We start from the raw sequence: 18046 nt of genomic DNA, 5'->3' as shown, positions 1-18046 counted from the left end.
ACCCATGCATCCACTACTGCGACTGGGTATCGTCGCGCTTGCCGCCGGGGTCCTCGCGACCCCGGCGCTCGGCGGCGAGACCAACTACAAAGACCTGCCGACGGAAATCCCGGCCCAGTTCGCGCCGACGAATCCCGGCTTCGATTACAAACGTCGCACCGTCGAGATTCCCATGCGCGACGGTGTGAGGCTGCACACGGTGATCGTGTTGCCCAAGGGTGCGACGCACGCCGGCATCCTGCTCACGCGCACGCCTTACGGCGCCGATGGCATGGGGCATCGAAGCGACAGCCCACATCTCGGCACCATGCTGCGCGGCTACGACAATCCCGCGGACATCATCGTGCAGGACGGCTACATCCGCGTGATCCAGGACATTCGCGGCAAACACGGTTCCGAAGGCGACTTCGTCATGAATCGCCCGCCGATCGGGCCGGGCAACCCGACGCCTGTCGACGAGTCCACCGACATCTACGACACGGTGGACTGGCTGGTGAAGCACGTGCCCGAGTCCAACGGCAAGGTAGGCATCATCGGCATCTCCTATGACGGCTTCGAAGCAATGGTCGCGACGATCCATCCGCACCCCGCGCTCAAGGTGGCCGTGCCCATCAATCCGATGATCGACGGCTGGATGGGTGACGACTGGTTTCATCGCGGTGCTTTTCGCCAGCAGATGATTCCCTACATCTACGGCATGGTGAACTCGCGCGGCAGCGACATCGGCTGGACCACGGGTTACCGCGACGATTACGACCTGTATCTACGCGGTGGTTCCGCGGGCGACATCGGTCGCGCCTATGGCATGGAAGCGCTGGGCTTCTGGCAGAAGCTGCTGGCCCACCCCGCCTACGACAGCTTCTGGTCCGACCAGGCCATCGACAAGGTCGCGGCGAAAGAGCCGATGACCGTACCGACCATGCTGGTGCACAGCTTGTGGGACCAGGAAGACAACTACGGCGACATGGCCGTGTACCGCGCACTCGCACTGCGCGATCCCGGGCACACGAAACTATGGCTGGTATTGGGCCCGTGGCGCCACGCCAAGACCTGGGAAAAAGGCGACACGATCGGTGCGATCGACCTCGGTAGCGATACGGGGACCACGTTTCGGCAGACGATCCTCCGGCCGTTCCTGGCCCAGTACCTGAAAGACGATGCGCCGAAGGCGAGCATCGCCCCGGTCAATGCGTTCGTCACCGGCGAGAACACCTGGCGCCAGCTCGACACCTGGCCATCGGGCTGCCGCAAAGGCTGCACGCCTACCATGCAACGCTGGTTCGTGGAGGCCGATGGAGCATTCGGCACGACGGCGCCCGCGAAGGGCGAAGACGATTACGTCTCCGATCCCGCGAAGCCGGTGCCGTACCGCGTTCGACCGATCCAGTCGTGGTCGCATGGCGTCGCGGATCGCGAGGACTCCTGGCCGGAATGGCTCGTGGACGACCAGCGCCAGTTCGCCACGCGGACCGATGTGCTGACCTACGTCTCGCCCGTGCTCGACAAACCCATGGGCGTGTCGGGCGAACCGCTGGTACACCTGCTCGCCTCCACCAGCGGCACGGACAGCGACTGGGTCGTGAAACTGATCGATGTCTATCCCGACGAAGTCGAAGAGAAGCCGTCGATGGGCGGTTATCAGTTGCCCATCGCGATGGAGATCTTCCGCGGCCGTTACCGCGAGGGCTACGACAAACCGACGGCGCTGGTAGCGAACAAGCCGCTGGCTTATCGCTTTCCGCTGCCCACGGTGAACCATGTGTTCCAGCCGGGCCATCGGGTGATGGTGCAGATCCAGTCGAGCTGGTTCCCGCTCTACGACCGCAATCCACAGACGTTCGTGCCGAACATCTTCAATGCGAAGCCCGGCGATTACCGCAAGGCTACGCAGACCATCGTCAGGGACGGCGAGCACGGCACGTATATCGAACTACCGGTAGTGCTGGCGCCCTGATCGACCTATGACGAGGCCCTCCCCGCAGGGAGGGCCTCAGTGGATCAACCGAGCTTCGCGATCGCCTCGGCCACACCCTTTCCATAGTCGGGATGGCAGGCGGTGCAATTGGCGATGTGCCGCTGAACGACCTGCTCCGATGCGCCCTTGATGGCGCGCGCCGTATTGCCGAACAACGCCTCGCGCTGTGCCGGATTCATCATCTCGAACAGTTTGCGCGGCTGCGAGAAGTAGTCGGTGTCTTCGCGATGGTTCCAACGCTTGGCGACGGCATCGCCCAGATCCAGCGGCGGCTCGGAGTAGTCTGGCTGAGCCTGCAGCGCGCCGTAGCTGTTCGGTTCGTACGGCGTGGAACCGCCGCCGTTGCCGTCCACGCGCATGGCGCCATCACGGTGATAGCTGTGCACCGGGCAGCGCGGCGCGTTGACCGGAATCTGCGCGTAGTTCACGCCAAGGCGGTAGCGCTGCGTGTCGCCGTACGAGAACAGGCGGCCCTGCAGCATCTTGTCCGGCGAGAAACCGATGCCCGGTACGATCACCGCCGGGGCAAACGCGGCCTGCTCGATGTCCTGGAAGAAGTTCTCGGGGTTGCGGTTGAGTTCCATCACGCCGACCTCGATCAACGGGTAGTCGCCATGCGGCCACACCTTGGTCAGATCGAACGGGTTGTATGGGGTCTTGGCCGCATCGGCCTCGGGCATGATCTGCACGTACAGCGTCCAACGCGGGAACTCACCGCGCTCGATGGCCTCGTAGAGATCGCGATGATTGCTTTCGCGATCGTGCGCGACCACCGCTGCCGCTTCGTCATCGGTCAGGTTCTGAACGCCCTGCTGGGTCTTGAAGGTGAACTTCACCCAGAAGCGCTCGTTGTTGGCGTTGATGAAGCTATAGGTATGGCTACCGAAGCCATGCATGTGCCGATAGGAACGCGGCACACCGCGTTCGCTCATCACGATGGTGACCTGATGCAGCGCCTCGGGCAGCAGCGTCCAGTAGTCCCAGTTGTTATTCGCACTGCGCAGGCCCGTGCGCGGATCGCGCTTGATGGCGTGGTTGAGGTCGGGGAACTTCAGCGGATCGCGAATGAAGAACACCGGGGTGTTGTTGCCCACCAGATCCCAGTTGCCTTCCTCGGTATAGAACTTCAAGGCAAAGCCGCGGATGTCACGCTCCGCATCTGCCGCGCCACGCTCGCCAGCCACCGTGGAGAAGCGCGCCACCATTTCTGTCTTCTTGCCCACGGCGGAGAAGATCTTCGCGCGGGTGTACTGGGTGATGTCATTGGTCACGGTGAAGGTGCCGAACGCGCCAGCACCCTTGGCGTGCATGCGCCGCTCGGGAATCACCTCGCGGTCGAAGTGAGCCAGCTTCTCCAGGAACCAGACGTCCTGAAGCAAGGCAGGCCCACGCGGCCCGGCAGTCATCGTGTTGTTGTCGTCGACGACGGGGGCGCCGAAAACGGTGGTGAGCTTGCTCATGGGTCTTACCCTTGAAGGAGTGAGGGAGCGCGAACGCGGAAGGACGTGACGGCAACGGTAAGCAATGGCGGGCCATATGGGAAATTCATATTTATGACCGTATCGATAGATGCACCCTATCGAACCAGTACGCCGCCATCGCCTGTCATCCAGCGAAGAGGATGGGCGAGCCGTCTTTCATTGGATTGGAAATCCCCGCCGCTGCGCACTGCTCGCGGTGGCGCTACACCAGCTACGTGCCGGGATCGGGTGCTCTCAAGGACGGTGTGCGACGACTCACGTGTCGCGATCGGGCGACGCGTGTCTTACTCATTCGCGACCGAAACATCGTGCCGGCAACGCGCGCGCGTGCCTGCTTGACGGCAACCCTTCGGTCCGCGTCGGAAAACGCGCGATGCCGCCACAGCGGACAGCAACACGACCACTCGATACACGGTCTCGCCCTTCTTTGGCGGCGATGTGCATGTTTGACACCTGCTTTGGTAAGCAGGGATGCGCGTCACGGCGTGAACCACAGGTCGTCCATCTGGACCTTGCCATCCGCGATCGCCACCTTGACTTGAGCCAGGGTTCCTCCGGACGCGCAGGTAAGTCTGTATCTCGAGCCATTGTGCTCGATAAGAGGTGCCGGACTTCCCGCGCACACGCCCGACAAGCCGATCGGCGCGTCCGCATGCAACGTGAGTTCGAGCACGCGAAACTGCGCGCCCGTCACGACGTCCCTTGCAACGATCGTCACTTCGCCGCTGACAAAATCAAGATGGCGCCCGTTCAACTCAGGTACGACACTGTCGCGTATGTACAGCTTGCCGCACCGCGTAGTGAGCGTCCCTTTCAACCGGGCATAGGTTTCGAAATAGATCAAGTTCAGCGTTCCTCCGAGAGGAACCGCCTCGAAGTCGAACACCGAGGTCCCTGCGCCAGGTTCAGGCAGTGCGGCGGCACTCGGTATCGGCGTCCGCGGAATTTTCCTCGTGGTGCCGCAACTCGCGCGGGACGCCTGTTGCGCCACGGGCTCGGCTCCCGCAGCGCCATGAACCTCTGCCGACGCACCCCAACTCGGCATGGACACGTACGCCAATGCGACTACGAAACAGACAATGACCAGCCGGACCATGTCCTACTCCTTCCTTGGATGAGATCGGGATCACCCGTTCGCCGTGTACAGCGTGATGGTGCGTACCATGCAACCGTTTATCGCTACAGCGAACGGCAAGCTTGTCACTTGGTTAACCATAGATCGTCCATCTGGGCCTTGCCGTCGGCGACCGTTACTTTGAAGTCATAAACGTTTGACCCGGATGCGCATGAAAGCCGGTATCTTTCGCCATTCTTTTCGACAAGGGCGCCCGGCCCGGTGGACGTCCCGCAAGTACCTTGCACACCGACCGGTGAGTCGGCATGAAGCGTGAACTCAACCGTACGTGCGGGCAGCGCGATTGACCCATTTACAAGCAACTGTTCACCGAGAAAATCAAGATGATGCCCCCTCATTCCCGTCGCGGGCTCGTTTCGTATGTACATGTTGGGGCAGGTCATCCTGAGGTACACGTTTAGAGACGAGTAGTAAGTGCTCAAGGGTATATAGCTCTTGCCCCCTCCGAGCGGAACCTTCTCGAAATCGACAACCGTGGTATCCGGTCCCGGCTCAGGCAACGTCGGCAAACCCGGATCCGGAATCGCCTGATCGGCAGTGTCGTATTCAAACTCCGCCTGCCCGCCCTTTTGCATCGGCAGCGTCAATCGGACGATCGGCGCAAAGGTACCGAAGGTGCTCTTGTAACGCGTCTGGTCGGACCTCGCGTTGGCAAGTCCCACGGTATCGCCGCTCAGATAGAAGAACGCGCGGATCGGCACCTGAGCGCCCTCCGCCCAGCTGGCCATGCGCAACTCGTTCTGGATCGCCCACCATTGCGCGGGCATCAGGCTCCGACCTTGCACGAACGCCATGAAACGATTGGCGGCGTTGAGCTGGTCGGGCCGAACGTTCCACCCGCATTGCCCCCTGTACTTGTCTTCCGGAGGCAACGCGTTGAAATGGGTGAACCAGGCCTGCCCCGTGTTGATGCCCTGCGCGCTGCACCCGGCACTCGTATCGCCCCCTTGCGGATGTTTTCCGCAACCACTGTTCGCACGGGTGGACGTATCGGCGTCCATGGGAAAAACGCAGAGCACATTGATCACCGTCGAGCCCGGTGCGCCCTTATCCTTCGGATAGAAGATGAAGCCGTTGCGGAAGTCGAACGCGAGCCGGCTGAAATTCGTATCGGTGCGCAGCCAGGAGAACGACACGCCCGTGGAGGCGGGATTCGGATTCCAAGGCAGGTAGCTGCCTACGGTCGTAGCGCGCAGCATCACACCCGTGCAGAGAAACGCAGGCGCCAACCCATTCGACGTGGCACCACAGTCCGAACGCACGTCCTGGTACCACGCACGCAGGTCCTTGACGGCCGTCTCGCCTTCCAGTTCCTTCGTGCCGGCCGAGGTAGTACCTGGCGTCTTCGCAGCTGGTTTCTTCTGCCCTGATTCCTTCGTGTTCTGGATCTTCGCGTCCGCACGCTTCGCCGCGACCGAGGCCGTCGTCGCCTGGGGCGAAGGCATCGCCCAAATGGGTTGCGGCAGGGTGACCACGAACAGCGCGGCGCATAACCCGATGACGATCCGATGCATGTCCTGCTCCTTCCCTGGATACGACGATGGAACGACGGTCCGCTCCGATGGACCTGGAACTACTGTCCGACCGACGCGGGCGACAGCACCAGCGTTGCCATGGCGCATTTCCGGCATACGCCGTGCGGATGCGGCTAAGTCATTCGCAAGTGCTTGTTTGCAGGGCGGGTCCCGCATCCCCACAGTTCATAGGTGGTGGATCTGGCCCGGTCGCCTATACTCCGGCGCATGAAAGCCAACGTCCTGCTGCAATACATCCTCCCGCATCGCTTCCTGTCGCGCATCGTCTACCAGGCCACCCGCTGGGAGTGGGCGCCGTGGAAGAACTTCCTGATCCGGGAGATCGTGCAGCGCTACGACGTCGACATGAGCCAGGCGGCGCAGCCGGACCCGTTTGCCTATCAGCACTTCAATGCGTTTTTCACCCGCAAGCTGAAGCCTGACGCGCGCCGGGCGGATCCCGATCCGCAGGCTGTGCTTTGCCCCGCGGACGGCCGGATCAGCCAGTCCGGCCGTATCCGCGATGGCCGGATCTTCCAGGCCAAGGGCCAGGAATACACCGCGGTGGAATTGCTCGGCGACGAGGCGGCGGCAGCACCGTTCCGCAACGGCAGCTTCGTCACCATCTACCTGTCGCCGCGCGACTACCACCGCGTGCACATGCCCCTGCAGGGCGAACTCACCGGCACCACCCATGTGCCCGGCCGCATCTTCAGCGTGGCGCCGTTCGCCGTGGAGGCCATTCCGCGCCTGTTCGCGCGCAACGAGCGGCTCGTCTGCCGGTTCGAAGGCGAACATGGCCCGTTCGTGTCGGTGATGGTGGGGGCTATCCTGGTCTCCAGCGTGGCGACGGTCTGGGACGGCCTCGCCATCCCGCCCTACGCGTCGTCCATCCGCCGGCAGGATTGTCGCGGCCGCGGCATCCACCTTGAGCGCTTCGCGGAAATGGCCCGCTTCAACATGGGCTCCACGGTGATCCTGCTTTTGCCAGAGGGCTACACGCTCGACCCGCTGCAGCCTTTGCAGCAGGTCGTCGTGGGGCAACGACTCGGCGCGTGGGCAGGCGACGCCTCGGGCGCGTGACGACAAACGTGACGACTGACGTCACTATGTGACCAAAACGTCTTACATTCGACCCATGCCCAGGGTATTCTTCGCCGACCGGTCACCCTTTGAGGGGAGGGGCGTCGGGACCGCGAGAAGCATCCGTACTAGGGGAAGTCGTCCATGCGTCTGGTCAGCCATCTCATTGCCGTCAATCGCGAAATTCGCCTGAGAAGGCAGCTCGCGGACATCGAGCGTGTCGTTCTCGCCCTTCCGGTGCGGGCACACGCGGACCTTCAGCAACTGGTCCGGCGCGAGATGGAACAGGCAGCGGCATGCGACTTCCCGCATCTCTACGGCACCCCGCCCGAAGAACGCTACAGCACCTACGGTCACGGCCCCGACATCGGGCTGGGTAAGGCGCGCTCCGAGAATCCCCTCATCGCCACGCGCGGTGTGGCGCTGTGGATCGCTGCGGTCTACCACGAGACGCTCGACTCGCGCCGGCCCGGCATGGAAGACCTGCATCGGCAGATCCTGCGACTGATGCGTCAGATCAAGGAGTTGTCGGCGTCCGAGCGTACCGGCGGAGCCACCGCGTCCTGGGCGAACCGGCCGCACGCGGCCGCCTGATTCAGAGCCGTTTACGGCCTTAGATCAGCGACACACCGGCAGGCGAATGGCCTGCCCCACCGTCAGATGGTGACCCTTCAGCCCGTTCATGCGGGCAATGTCCTCCACGTCGGCACAAGAGCTGCGGCGGGCGATGCTGCTGAGCGTGTCGCCGCGGCGCACGGTGTAGCTCTTCGACGCGGTGGGACTTGGCTTCGATGCCGCCGGTGACGTGTTGACCAGAGCCGCCGATGTCGCGGCCGGCGGCGGAGGGGCCACGATCTTCACCGCGTTGTGCAGGTCACTGGCGAGAATCGGCCACGGGCCGGTCGTGCATGCCGCCATGTAGACCTTCTCTAACGGCTTGGGCACCTCGAGGCGCGTACCTGCCGGCAACGTGACCTGTGGATCGAGCCGGGGATTGAGGTTGCGCAGGGTGCGGAACCAGCCATCCGGCATGTCTCGCGCGGAACCGAGGCAAACGGTCAGTTCGGCGAGCGATGCCGAACGCGTCAGGACGATCTGCCCAGGCTGGCCGTCCACCTTGGGCCAGGTGAGGTGATAGCTGTCCGGATGCAGGAACAGCCACGCGGCGGCGAGCACCATCGGCACGTAGTCGCGCGTTTCGGCCGACATCTGGCCGTAGATCTGCGGGTCGTAGAAGCTCGCGCCGGGATTCGCAGCCGCAATGCGGCGCATGCGGCCTTCGCCGCCGTTGTACGCCGCCAGCGTGAGTTCGAGATTGTTGTTGAACGCGCCCAGCTGCTCGTCGATGTATTCCGCATTGGCCTGCGCGGCCATCGTGGGATCGAAGCGCTGGTCGAAGCCATCCGCGTTGGACAGGCCGAAACGCAGCCCGGTCGCGTACATGAACTGCAGCGGCCCGGAAGCACCCGAGCGAGATACCGCGTGTACCTTGCCGCCGGATTCCTTGGCCATGATCCCGAACAGCAACGCCTCCGGCAGGTCGGCCTTCTTGTAGGCCGGCCACATCTTGTAGCGCATCATCTGGTAATTGACGTAGGCGTCCATGAGGTTCGGGCGCAGCTGGGTCAGCCACATTTCGAGCGCCGCCTTCACCGGGCCGTTCATCACCATGAGGTCCGAGAACTGCTGGCCCTTGAGCATCGTGACGCTGCGCTGCGCCTGCGGCAGCGCATTGACGACGATGGACCCGGCGGCATCGCCGGGCTGCGCGCCCACCTCGGCGCCCTGCTCCGTATCGTCGGCATCCTCACCCTCGATGAAGCTGCCGTCCTTCAGGCGCAGCAGCCGGTCAAATACGGCGGCGAACCGCTGCTGGTCGCAGCCCGGGGTCAGGGCACATCGGGCGGAGGCATCCTTCAACTGATCGAGGGACTGCTTGCGGCTCTGCTCCGCAGCAGCGGTGTCGCCCCGACGGGCCTGCTCGATCGACGCTTCGTAGCCCTTGCTCGCCTGGTTCATCCGGTCGTACAAGGCGTTGACCTGGGGCGGCGCCTTGCCGGGACGGGGGCCGCCGCTCGACGCGCAGCCTGCCAACATGGCAAGGGAAACAACCAGAAAGGAACGCGGGACGCGGACGGACATGTACTGCTCGGAGGGACGGACGATGCCGGCCACGTTACCGCCCGGGCCGGGCGGACTCAAGCTGTTCGCCGACAAATTCTCTCTGATGTCGCTGCTTTGCGTAGACTTGTTCAGGACATTCTTAAGGAAGCTGCCATGCCCACGATCCTCATCGGTCGGAACGACGACGCGACCGTCGAACTGGACAGCCGCTACGGCAACCGCCACGGGATGATCGCGGGCGCCACCGGCACCGGTAAGTCGGTGAGCCTGATGCTGCTGGCGGAGGGATTCTCCCGGCTCGGCGTGCCCTGTTTCCTGGCCGATGCCAAGGGAGACCTCGCGGGTCTGTCCCAAGCGGCCGGAGCGCCGTCGGAGAAGCTGGCAGCGCGCCTCAAGACCCTCGGCCTGTCCGGCTGGAAGCCGCAAGCCAATCCGGTGGTCTTCTGGGACATCTACGGCAGGGCGGGTCATCCGGTCCGGGCGACGGTGTCGGAGATGGGCCCCACCCTGCTCTCGCGCATCCTGGAACTCAACGACACCCAGGAAGGCGTGATGGAAGTGATCTTCCGCGTGGCGGACGACGAGGGCCTGTTGTTGCTGGACCTCGACGACCTGCGCGCGATGCTCAGCTTCGCCGCAGAGCACGCCAAGGACATCTCCGCGCGTTACGGCTTGATCAGCGCGCAGAGCGTGGCCGCGATCCAGCGTGCCCTGCTGAAACTGGAACAGGACGGCGCGGACGCCTTCTTCGGCGAACCTGCGCTGGAACTGGCCGACCTCATGCGCCAGGACATGAGCGGCCGAGGCGTCATCAGCGTGCTGGCCGCCGACACGCTGATCCTGAAGCCACGCCTGTACTCCACCTTCCTGCTCTGGCTGCTGTCCGAGCTGTTCGAGCAATTGCCCGAGGTGGGCGATCTCGAGGTGCCGAAGATGGTGTTCTTCTTCGACGAAGCGCATCTGTTATTCGACGATGCGCCGCCCGCTCTGCGCCAGCGCGTCGAGCAGGTGGTTCGACTCATCCGCTCCAAAGGCGTGGGCGTGTATTTCTGTTCGCAGAACCCGGATGACGTGCCCGGCGAGATCCTGGGCCAACTGGGCAATCGCGTGCAGCATGCGCTGCGCGCGTTCACACCGCGCGATCAGAAGGCGGTCAAGGCCGCGGCAGAGACCTTTGCGCGCAATCCGAAGCTCGACGTCGTGGAGACGATCGGCAGCCTGGGTACCGGCGAGGCGCTGGCGTCCACGCTTGGCGACGGTGGCGTGCCGTCGCCCGTGCAGAAGGTGCTGGTATCTACGCCAGAGTGCCGCATCGGTGCGATCACGCCCGAAGAACGCGCAACCGTCCGCTCGCGTTCGCCTGTCGGAGGCAAGTACGACACTGCGATCAATCGCGAGTCTGCTGCGGAACGCCTGGCCGCTCGCGCCAGCGAGAAACTTCCCGCCGATGCTTCCCCTGCAAAGGCGGGTGACAAGAGCACGGACGGCGCCGACTGGAGCGCCACCGTGCGCGATGCCGTGTTCGGCACCGGTCGTCGTCAGGGCATGCTGGAAACGATGGCGAAGTCGATGGTGCGTACCGCGGGATCGCGGATGGGTCAGCAGATCGTGCGCGGCATCCTTGGCGGCATCTTCGGGGGCAAGCGCTGAGATGATCGATCGCGCCCTCGCCGATCCGAATACACCGTTTGCCGAGCGCGTACGTACCGGCTGGCGCTATCCGCTGCATGGCGCCGCACTGATCACCATCGGTGCGGTCACGCTGTTCGAATGCATCGCCTTCCTGCCGATCACGGGTTTGAAGCTGCTCGTGATCGGTCTGGGCTGGGTGGCGATCTACACCTACTCGTTCGAATGCCTGCGGCATACGGCCGATGGTTACGCGGAGCCGCCCGAACTCGCCGTGCATAGCGAGGACCGGACGAGCGTCGCGTTGATCATGATCCAACTCGTCGGCAACGCGATGAGCGTGCTCGCGCCGATCTTCTTCGGCTTTCCCGGCCTGCTGGTGTCGCTGCTCTTCGCTTTCGTGCTTCCCGTGATAACGATGTCGCTGACCTTCGATGGTGTCGGCGCCGCGTTGAACCCGACGACGTGGATCGCTGCCATCGGTCGCTTCGGCAGCGCCTATCTGCTGCTGTTCGTCATGATGCTTGCCAGTGGACTGCTTCAGGCCGGCGCGCAGTACGCCATGCAGGATCGCGGCCCAACTTTTTTCGGTACCGTGGCCTATTACCTGATCGCGAATTATCTGACCGTGTACAACTTTCACCTGATGGGCGCGCTCATCCACCATCGCCACGAAGCGCTGGGCTATCGGCCGGAAGCGATGACGCTCGCCGAGGCAACCGATCCCGACGACGACTCGGCACTGCTGGCGCATGTGAACCTCGTGGCACGCGACGACGTGCCCGGCGCGACCGACATCCTCACCGAACGACTGCGCGAAGGGCTCGCGCCCGCCGCGATGCACGCACGCTACCGCGAACTGCTGCGCGCGCAAGGCCGTGTGCAGGAGCTGCTGGTGCACGGACAGATCTGGATAGCAGCGCTGGTGACGGGGCGCGAGACGCGACGCGCGCTTGGCGTGGTGCAGGACTGCGTCGACGTCGATCCAGCATTTCTTCCCGACGCCACTCAGACCTGCGGGCCCCTGGCCGATACCGCCGCGCACGGCGGCATGACGCGGCTCGCGCTGCACCTCGCCGCGGGCTATCTGCAAACATGGCCGCAAGACATGGGCGCGCCGCACTACGGCCTGCTCGCCGTACGCATGCACGAGCGACTGGGTGAGACCACGCAGGCCACCGCACTGGCGCGTCGTCTGCTCATCGATTACCCGGGTCATCCGCTGACCGGCGAAATCGAGGTGCTGCTCGCCACATGGACCGCAACGCATTCGGTGAGCACATGAGCCGCTGGCGCCCACCCTCGCCTTCGTCCACCGCCATCATCACCCGCGAGGGCTTCGAGCGGCTCAAGGCGGAACTCGATCATCTTTGGCACACCGTGCGTCCCGAGGTAGTAAAGGCCCTCGCGGCTGCCGCCGCGGAAGGCGATCGCTCGGAGAATGCGGAGTACACCTATCGAAAGAAGCAGCTCGGCGAGATCGACCGCCGCGCGCGTTACCTCAGCAAACGGATTCCGGTCCTGAAGGTGGTGGAGGCCGCACCGTCGCAACGCGATGCCGTGTTCTTCGGCGCCACGATCGAACTGGAAAACGTGGACTCCGGTGAGACCGTGCGTTATCGCATCGTAGGCCCGGACGAGACAGATGCACGACTCGGCTGGATCAGCATCGATTCGCCGCTCGCCCGCGCTGTACTGAAGAAACGCATCGACGACGAGTTCGAGGCAGAGCTGCCGGGCGGCCGCACGCGATTCGCCGTGATCGGCGTCGACTACGGCTGACCTACGAACGGCTCGGCTCGGACAAGCGCCGCGCTGCATGTTCGAGTCGATCCGTGAAGCGCGCAAGCTCGGCGGCAAAGGCGTCCAACGCCACGCGATCCACCTCCGCACCGTCGCGCAGGGCCTGCTCGATACGCTCTCCGTGGTCACCCACGGCCGAATATCCGAAGACGTTCACGCCGCCGAGCACGTGGTGGACCCAATCGGCGACGTCACCCGCACTCGCGCGCTGCAAGACGTCCGGCAATCGCGCCAGCGCGCCGCGCGTGGTGTCGGCACCGGCGCGGATGACGGCAGCCACGGCCTCGTCGCTACCGAAGGCGCGACGGAGGCGCTCCATGTCGAGCAGGGGCTCGGCAGACGTGTCCGGTGCAAGCCAGCGTGCCACCGTCGCGTGGAAGGCTTCCAACCGGATCGGCTTGCGCAGCAGATCGTCCATGCCGGCAGCCAGGCAGACCTGGCGCTGATCGGGACGCGCATCCGCCGTCATCGCCACGATCGGCAGATGCCGACCCGTGCCAGCCTCGCGCCTGCGCACTTCACGCGCGACCTCGTAGCCGTCCATGCGCGGCATGTGGCAGTCCACCAGCAACAGGTCGTAGTGCGTCCTTGCGAGCGCCGCCAACGCGGCCTCGCCGTCTTCGACGACATCGCAGCCGTAACCGCGCAACCCAAGCTGCACGCGCACCAGCTCCTGGTTCACGGGATGATCTTCGGCCAGCAAGATGCGCGCGTCTCGCACGGGTGCCGCCATCCCTGTCTCCACCACGGCGGCAGCGGCCTCGACCTGCGGCAACGCCGCGGCAACGGGCAGTTCAAGCGTGACGCTGACCGTGGTGCCCTTGCCCGGCTCGCTTTCGACAGCGATGTGGCCACCCATGCGTTCGACCAGACGCCGCGAGATGGTCAGGCCGAGCCCGGTGCCACCGAAACGCCGCGTCGTGGACGACTCGGCCTGACTGAAAGGCGCGAAAACGTGACGCAGTTTTGCAGCATGGATGCCGATGCCGGTATCGGCCACCACGATGCGCAGGCGTTGCCGGGTGCCGTGTTGTTCGTCGACGCGCACCGCGATGCGAACGCCGCCCGTGGCGGTGAACTTGATGGCGTTGCCGAGCAGGTTGAGCAGCACCTGCCGCAGGCGACCGTCGTCGACGACCACAGCCGGCGCGAGTGCGACATCGATCTCCGTGTGCAGCGACAGCCCCTTTGCCTCGGCCTGCGCGCGCAGCACCGCCACCGCACCATCGATGATGGCGCGGAGATCGGCCGGTTGGGGATCGAGTGCGAGATGCCCCGCCTCGATCTTCGAGAAATCGAGCACGTCGTCCAGAATGTGCAGCAGCGCTTCGGCAGAATGCTCGATGGTGGACACCATCCGCCGCTGCCCGTCATCGAGCGGCGTGCGTTCGAGAACGTCGAGCAGGCCGATCACGCCGTTCATCGGCGTGCGGATCTCGTGGCTGATCGTGGCGAGGAAGTCGCTCTTGGCGCGCGTGGCAGCTTCCGCATCGTCGCGCGCGCGAGCGAGGCCTCGCGCGGCGAGTTCCTGCGCCGTCACGTCCACCCAGTATCCGTTCCAGCGCACACTGCCATCGGCAGCCGCCAGCGGCACGGCATCGGAACTGAGATAGCGTGCGCGGCCGTCGACTTGCGCCCGCACGGTCACGTGCAACGGCACCAGCTCACGCGCGGAACGTTCGAAAGCGGCGCGCAGCTTCTCGCGATCCTCGTCCGCCACGGCGGCCAGCAGAGTCGCGTCGCCGGACAGCAGGTCGCCCGGTTCCATGCCGAGAATCGTCTGCGGATCGCCGCCGACGTAGGTCATGGCATACACGCCTTCGCTGTCGCGCACGGCTTCGTACACCACGGCTGGGACGTGAGCGGTGACTTCCGCCAGGCGTCGCTCCGTCCGTTCGCGCCGACGCGTCTCGCGGCGCAGGTTGAGATAGGCGTAGCTGATGGCGACGAGCGACACCAGCAGCACCGCGACGAACGGCAGCACGCGATGCGCGATCTCACGCCAGGTCGGACCGACCACGTAATGCGAGGCAAACCAGGTGTTGCGGATCTCCTGCTGCCGATGTGTGGAAAGATTGACCAGCACACGATTCACCAACGGCAGCAGTGGCGCGAGATCGCGACTCACGCCGACGGCGATCGCCTCGCTGTCTCCGGTGGGCGCCGCCACCTTCAACTGGCCCAGGAACGTATCGCGAATGTAGTAATCGGCCGTGGCGAGGTTGGCGACGAAGGCATCGCCCTCTCCGGCAGCCAGTCGTCGCATGCCTTCGACTTCCGTGCCCACGGGAATCGTCTGCACGCCGGGAATGCTTTCGAGCAAGCGACGGATCGGTTCGCGGGTAACGTTGGCGAACACGCGCTTGCCGGCAAGATCGTCGCGACCGGCCACGGTGGGCGAGCCCTCACGCGTCACGATCATGATCGGGAATTCGAGATACGGGACGCTCGGCTCCAGTTGAGGGGAGGTGGCGCTCTGCGGATTGATCGCGGCGACGAGATCCACCTCGCCGCGATGGACCTTCTCCACGGTGCCTGTCCAGTCGTCGCTGGGGACCTGGCTCAGGCGCAAGCCCAGCTCGGCAGCGATCTCGCGCACATAGTCCAGGGCGAGACCTTCCGCCTCCCCCTTCCCGGAAAGCAGGCTGAAGGGCGCATAGCTCGGGTCCACGCCCAGGCGCAGGGTCGGCAGCGATTGAAGCCAGGCCTTTTCCTTCTCACTCAGGGGAATCGCCGATTGCCGCGGGCGTGGCGCGATATCCCGCCCTACCCAGCGCGCGCGCAGCTTGCCGTGGTCCGCCGCGGTGAGTTCGCCCAGGGCATGATCCAGCGCACGACCGAGCGGCGCCCGGTCCGCGGGCACGGCAAACGCCAGGGCGCTGATCGGGAGCGCCAACGGGTCGCCCACGCGCAGTTCTCGCTCCAGCCCCAGCCGCGAAACGAACTCGCGCGCCGAATAGGGGTTGTCGATGTAGGCCGTGACGTCGCCCGTACGCACGCGCGCCAGTGCGTCGGCCGTGGAGGCCGTCTCCACGAGCGTGGTGTCGGGCAGTTCGCGGCGCAGCGCGTCGATGTCGAAATAGCCCGTGTGGACCGCCAGGCGCTTGCCGTGCAGGTCGCCCGGCCGGTGCACCATGGACGCATCGCCCCGCTCCACCAGCGACGGCAGGGACTCGAAGTAGGTGGCACCTACCCGGATGCCAGGCATGCCTTTCTCCAACGGCGTGACGGAGGTCGCCACGTCGATCTCGCCACGCGCCAGCGCCGCGAGCAATTCCGGCCACGTGGCAAAGAGCCGCGTCTGCACGGTGATGCCCAGCTCAGGGGCGATCCGGCGCAGGTAGTCGGGGCCCAGGCCTTCCAGTTCGCCGTCACGCCACTCCTCGAATGGCGGGTAGCCCTCGCGGTAGGCACCGACGACCACGACCGGGTGGTGGCGCAACCAGGCCGCGTCGTCCGCCGACAGGGACGTCTCCGACGCCGCCCACGCCGGTGGCGCCAGGGCGACCAGCAGGAGCAGGATGACCAATAATGTGTGTCGGATCACGTCGTGGGCTTCGTCAGGGGAACCTTCGTGGGCATAATCGGTTCGAAGTTCGCTGTGCCGCAATGCAGTAAGGAGAACAAGAGGCATGCCACTCAAGGTCATTCTGGCAGACGACCACCCCCTGGTTCTCGTCGGCGGCGCGCTGGCGCTGCGCCATGCGCACATCGACGTGGTAGGTGAGGCAAAGGCGGCGGACGAGTTGCTGTCCATGCTCGCCGAGCGTCCCTGCGACGTCGTCATTACGGATTTTCTCATGCCGAGCGATCGGCAGGACGACGGCTTCGCCCTCGTCGAGACCATCGCGAAGGAGTATCCGAAGATCGCCCTGGTCATCCTTACGATGATCAATCGCCCCGCCGCCCTGCAGTCCATGTTGAATCGCGGCGTGCGCGGCATTGTCGACAAACGCGCCCCCATGGACGAACTGGCAACCGCAGCGCGCGCCGTGGCGGACGGTGAGACCTATCTCAGCGAGACGCTGCTGGACATCCTCAACGAGGCGGACGAGGTCTCCGAAGCGATGCCCGGTGCACCGCTGTCGCCGCGCGAGACGGAGGTCATCCGACTGTTCGTCAACGGCATGTCGCTGCAGCAGATCGCAGACCGCGAAGGCAAATCGGTGAAGACCATCAGCCGGCAGAAGCGCGATGCAATGCGCAAGCTCGGCGTTGACCACGACAGCCTGCTCGGCGATTTCGCCCGCGATCACGGGCTGGTTTAGCGCAGGCATCCGAACGTCGGCGAGGTCGCAGGAGCCGCTATAGCGGCGAGCGGAGTTTGCTGGTGGGAGCCACCCTGGTGGCGATAAGCCAACGAAGCGGTGTAGCGGCGAGGCAAGTTCCCATCGCCAGCAGGCTGGCTCCCACCGGCAGATTGCTCTCGCCGCCATGGCGGCTCCCACAAGGAGATCGCCGCTCCCACACTGACGTTGTAGGAGCCGCTATAGCGGCGAGATGGTGCGGCTAGAGCGCTGCGGGATAGACACGCCCGGCACGCAACGGCTGGAAGCACGGCGCACTCGTGTAGAACGACTCGTGCACGGCATCGGCGTGCCAGCCAGGCACGCCGGAGACCGGTAATGGGCGCAGTTCCAGCGGGTCGTTGAGCACGGCGCCCGACGCGATCGCCTCCGCGCAGATCGCTGCGGCATCGCCATCACGCATCACTACCAGCGCCTTGCCGACAAGCAGCTTGCCGGGTGTCAGTGCATGTTCGAGCAAAGCGTGACCGAACACGTCCACGCGCGCGTCGCCACGCAGCCACGCCTCGCGGTGCGACCAGAACAGGCGCGGCCAGTCGTGCGCATTCCATGCATCGAGCATGGCCGGATCGCGCAAGGTCACGATCAATCCGGCTTCGTCGAAGTGCGTCAGGGCATATTGAGCGCGGGACCGCTCACGCGGTCCCATGACGGCGATCTCCGCCATCTGTCGCGCATTGAGCGCCCGCTTGATCGCGCCATGGCGCAGCCAGATGAAGGCGTTGAACAGGTCATGCCAATTGGCGGGACGCGTGGCGATGGCGCCGCGTCGTGCGATGCGCTCCTCGTAATGCAGGCCATCGGCGAGCAGCGCCTTGTCCTGCATGACGAAATGCTGCGCCCCCGGCGAGGGCCAGAGCGCGTTCAATGCGTCGACGTCAGGCCACTCTGGCCCTTCCATGAGGGCCGCGAACGCGAACCAGTCCGAGAGCGGTGGCACCACCAAAACGCGCCTGTCCAGCGCATCCCGCGTCGGTGCCACATAACGCATGGGG

At 64.9% G+C, this 18046-nt stretch carries 13 protein-coding genes; 7 read left to right on the top strand and 6 right to left on the bottom strand.

Annotated elements, in window-relative coordinates:
* Nucleotides 1-4 precede the first annotated feature (4 nt).
* Entirely contained in the window at nt 5-1954 is a 1950-nt protein-coding gene (locus BT115_RS00260; protein WP_072320572.1) for a CocE/NonD family hydrolase, read from the top strand.
* Between the two features lie 44 nt (nt 1955-1998).
* Here the strand turns inward: BT115_RS00260 and BT115_RS00255 are convergent, their stop codons facing one another.
* From BT115_RS00255 to BT115_RS00245, 3 genes are all read right to left on the bottom strand, one after another.
* On the bottom strand, nt 1999-3435 hold the full coding sequence (locus BT115_RS00255; protein ID WP_072320571.1) for a catalase: 1437 nt from the start codon (nt 3433-3435) through the stop codon (nt 1999-2001).
* 499 nt (nt 3436-3934) lie between these two features.
* The gene (locus BT115_RS00250; protein ID WP_072320570.1) at nt 3935-4552 is read right to left on the bottom strand and encodes a hypothetical protein; all 618 of its coding nucleotides are present in this window, start codon (nt 4550-4552) and stop codon (nt 3935-3937) included.
* A 104-nt stretch (nt 4553-4656) separates the two neighbouring features.
* On the bottom strand, nt 4657-6105 hold the full coding sequence (locus tag BT115_RS00245) for a hypothetical protein (protein WP_072320569.1): 1449 nt from the start codon (nt 6103-6105) through the stop codon (nt 4657-4659).
* 228 nt (nt 6106-6333) lie between these two features.
* Here BT115_RS00245 and asd point away from each other — a divergent pair, with 228 nt between their 5' ends.
* Entirely contained in the window at nt 6334-7188 is an 855-nt protein-coding gene (gene asd, locus BT115_RS00240; RefSeq protein ID WP_072320568.1) for an archaetidylserine decarboxylase, read from the top strand.
* 144 nt (nt 7189-7332) lie between these two features.
* Complete coding sequence (locus BT115_RS00235; protein ID WP_072320567.1) at nt 7333-7782, top strand: hypothetical protein; 450 nt, start codon at nt 7333-7335, stop codon at nt 7780-7782.
* A 24-nt stretch (nt 7783-7806) separates the two neighbouring features.
* Here BT115_RS00235 and BT115_RS00230 read toward each other — a convergent pair whose 3' ends face one another.
* Nucleotides 7807-9330 carry a transglycosylase SLT domain-containing protein gene (locus BT115_RS00230; RefSeq protein WP_072322154.1) on the bottom strand — a complete coding sequence of 508 codons (1524 nt, stop codon included), beginning with the start codon at nt 9328-9330 and terminating at the stop codon, nt 7807-7809.
* Nucleotides 9331-9465: 135 nt separating this feature from the next.
* On the opposite strand from BT115_RS00230, the gene BT115_RS00225 reads away from it, so the two are divergent.
* From BT115_RS00225 to greB, 3 genes are read left to right on the top strand one after another with little or no spacing between them, the layout of a single operon-like run.
* Complete coding sequence (locus BT115_RS00225) at nt 9466-10962, top strand: helicase HerA-like domain-containing protein (RefSeq protein ID WP_072320566.1); 1497 nt, start codon at nt 9466-9468, stop codon at nt 10960-10962.
* Nucleotide 10963: 1 nt separating this feature from the next.
* Nucleotides 10964-12226 carry a hypothetical protein gene (locus tag BT115_RS00220; RefSeq protein WP_072320565.1) on the top strand — a complete coding sequence of 421 codons (1263 nt, stop codon included), beginning with the start codon at nt 10964-10966 and terminating at the stop codon, nt 12224-12226.
* Entirely contained in the window at nt 12223-12723 is a 501-nt protein-coding gene (gene greB / locus BT115_RS00215; RefSeq protein ID WP_072322153.1) for a transcription elongation factor GreB, read from the top strand. Before BT115_RS00220 ends, greB begins: the two co-directional genes overlap by 4 nt.
* A gap of 1 nt (nt 12724) precedes the next feature.
* Here greB and BT115_RS00210 read toward each other — a convergent pair whose 3' ends face one another.
* Nucleotides 12725-16291 carry an ATP-binding protein gene (locus BT115_RS00210; protein WP_177257332.1) on the bottom strand — a complete coding sequence of 1189 codons (3567 nt, stop codon included), beginning with the start codon at nt 16289-16291 and terminating at the stop codon, nt 12725-12727.
* An 85-nt stretch (nt 16292-16376) separates the two neighbouring features.
* On the opposite strand from BT115_RS00210, the gene BT115_RS18315 reads away from it, so the two are divergent.
* A complete protein-coding gene (locus BT115_RS18315; RefSeq protein WP_072320563.1) occupies nt 16377-17012 on the top strand; it encodes a response regulator transcription factor in 636 nt (211 codons plus the stop codon).
* A 241-nt stretch (nt 17013-17253) separates the two neighbouring features.
* On the opposite strand, the gene BT115_RS00200 is transcribed toward BT115_RS18315, so the two are convergent.
* Nucleotides 17254-18042, bottom strand: coding sequence for a DUF3025 domain-containing protein (locus BT115_RS00200; RefSeq protein ID WP_072320562.1), 789 nt, complete (start codon nt 18040-18042; stop codon nt 17254-17256).
* Nucleotides 18043-18046: the final 4 nt, after the last annotated feature.

Source organism: Luteibacter sp. UNCMF366Tsu5.1 (assembly GCF_900119235.1).
GTDB lineage: Bacteria > Pseudomonadota > Gammaproteobacteria > Xanthomonadales > Rhodanobacteraceae > Luteibacter > Luteibacter flocculans.
Note: the sequence above shows the minus strand (reverse complement) of the source record. Positions and strands in the feature narration are given on the sequence as shown.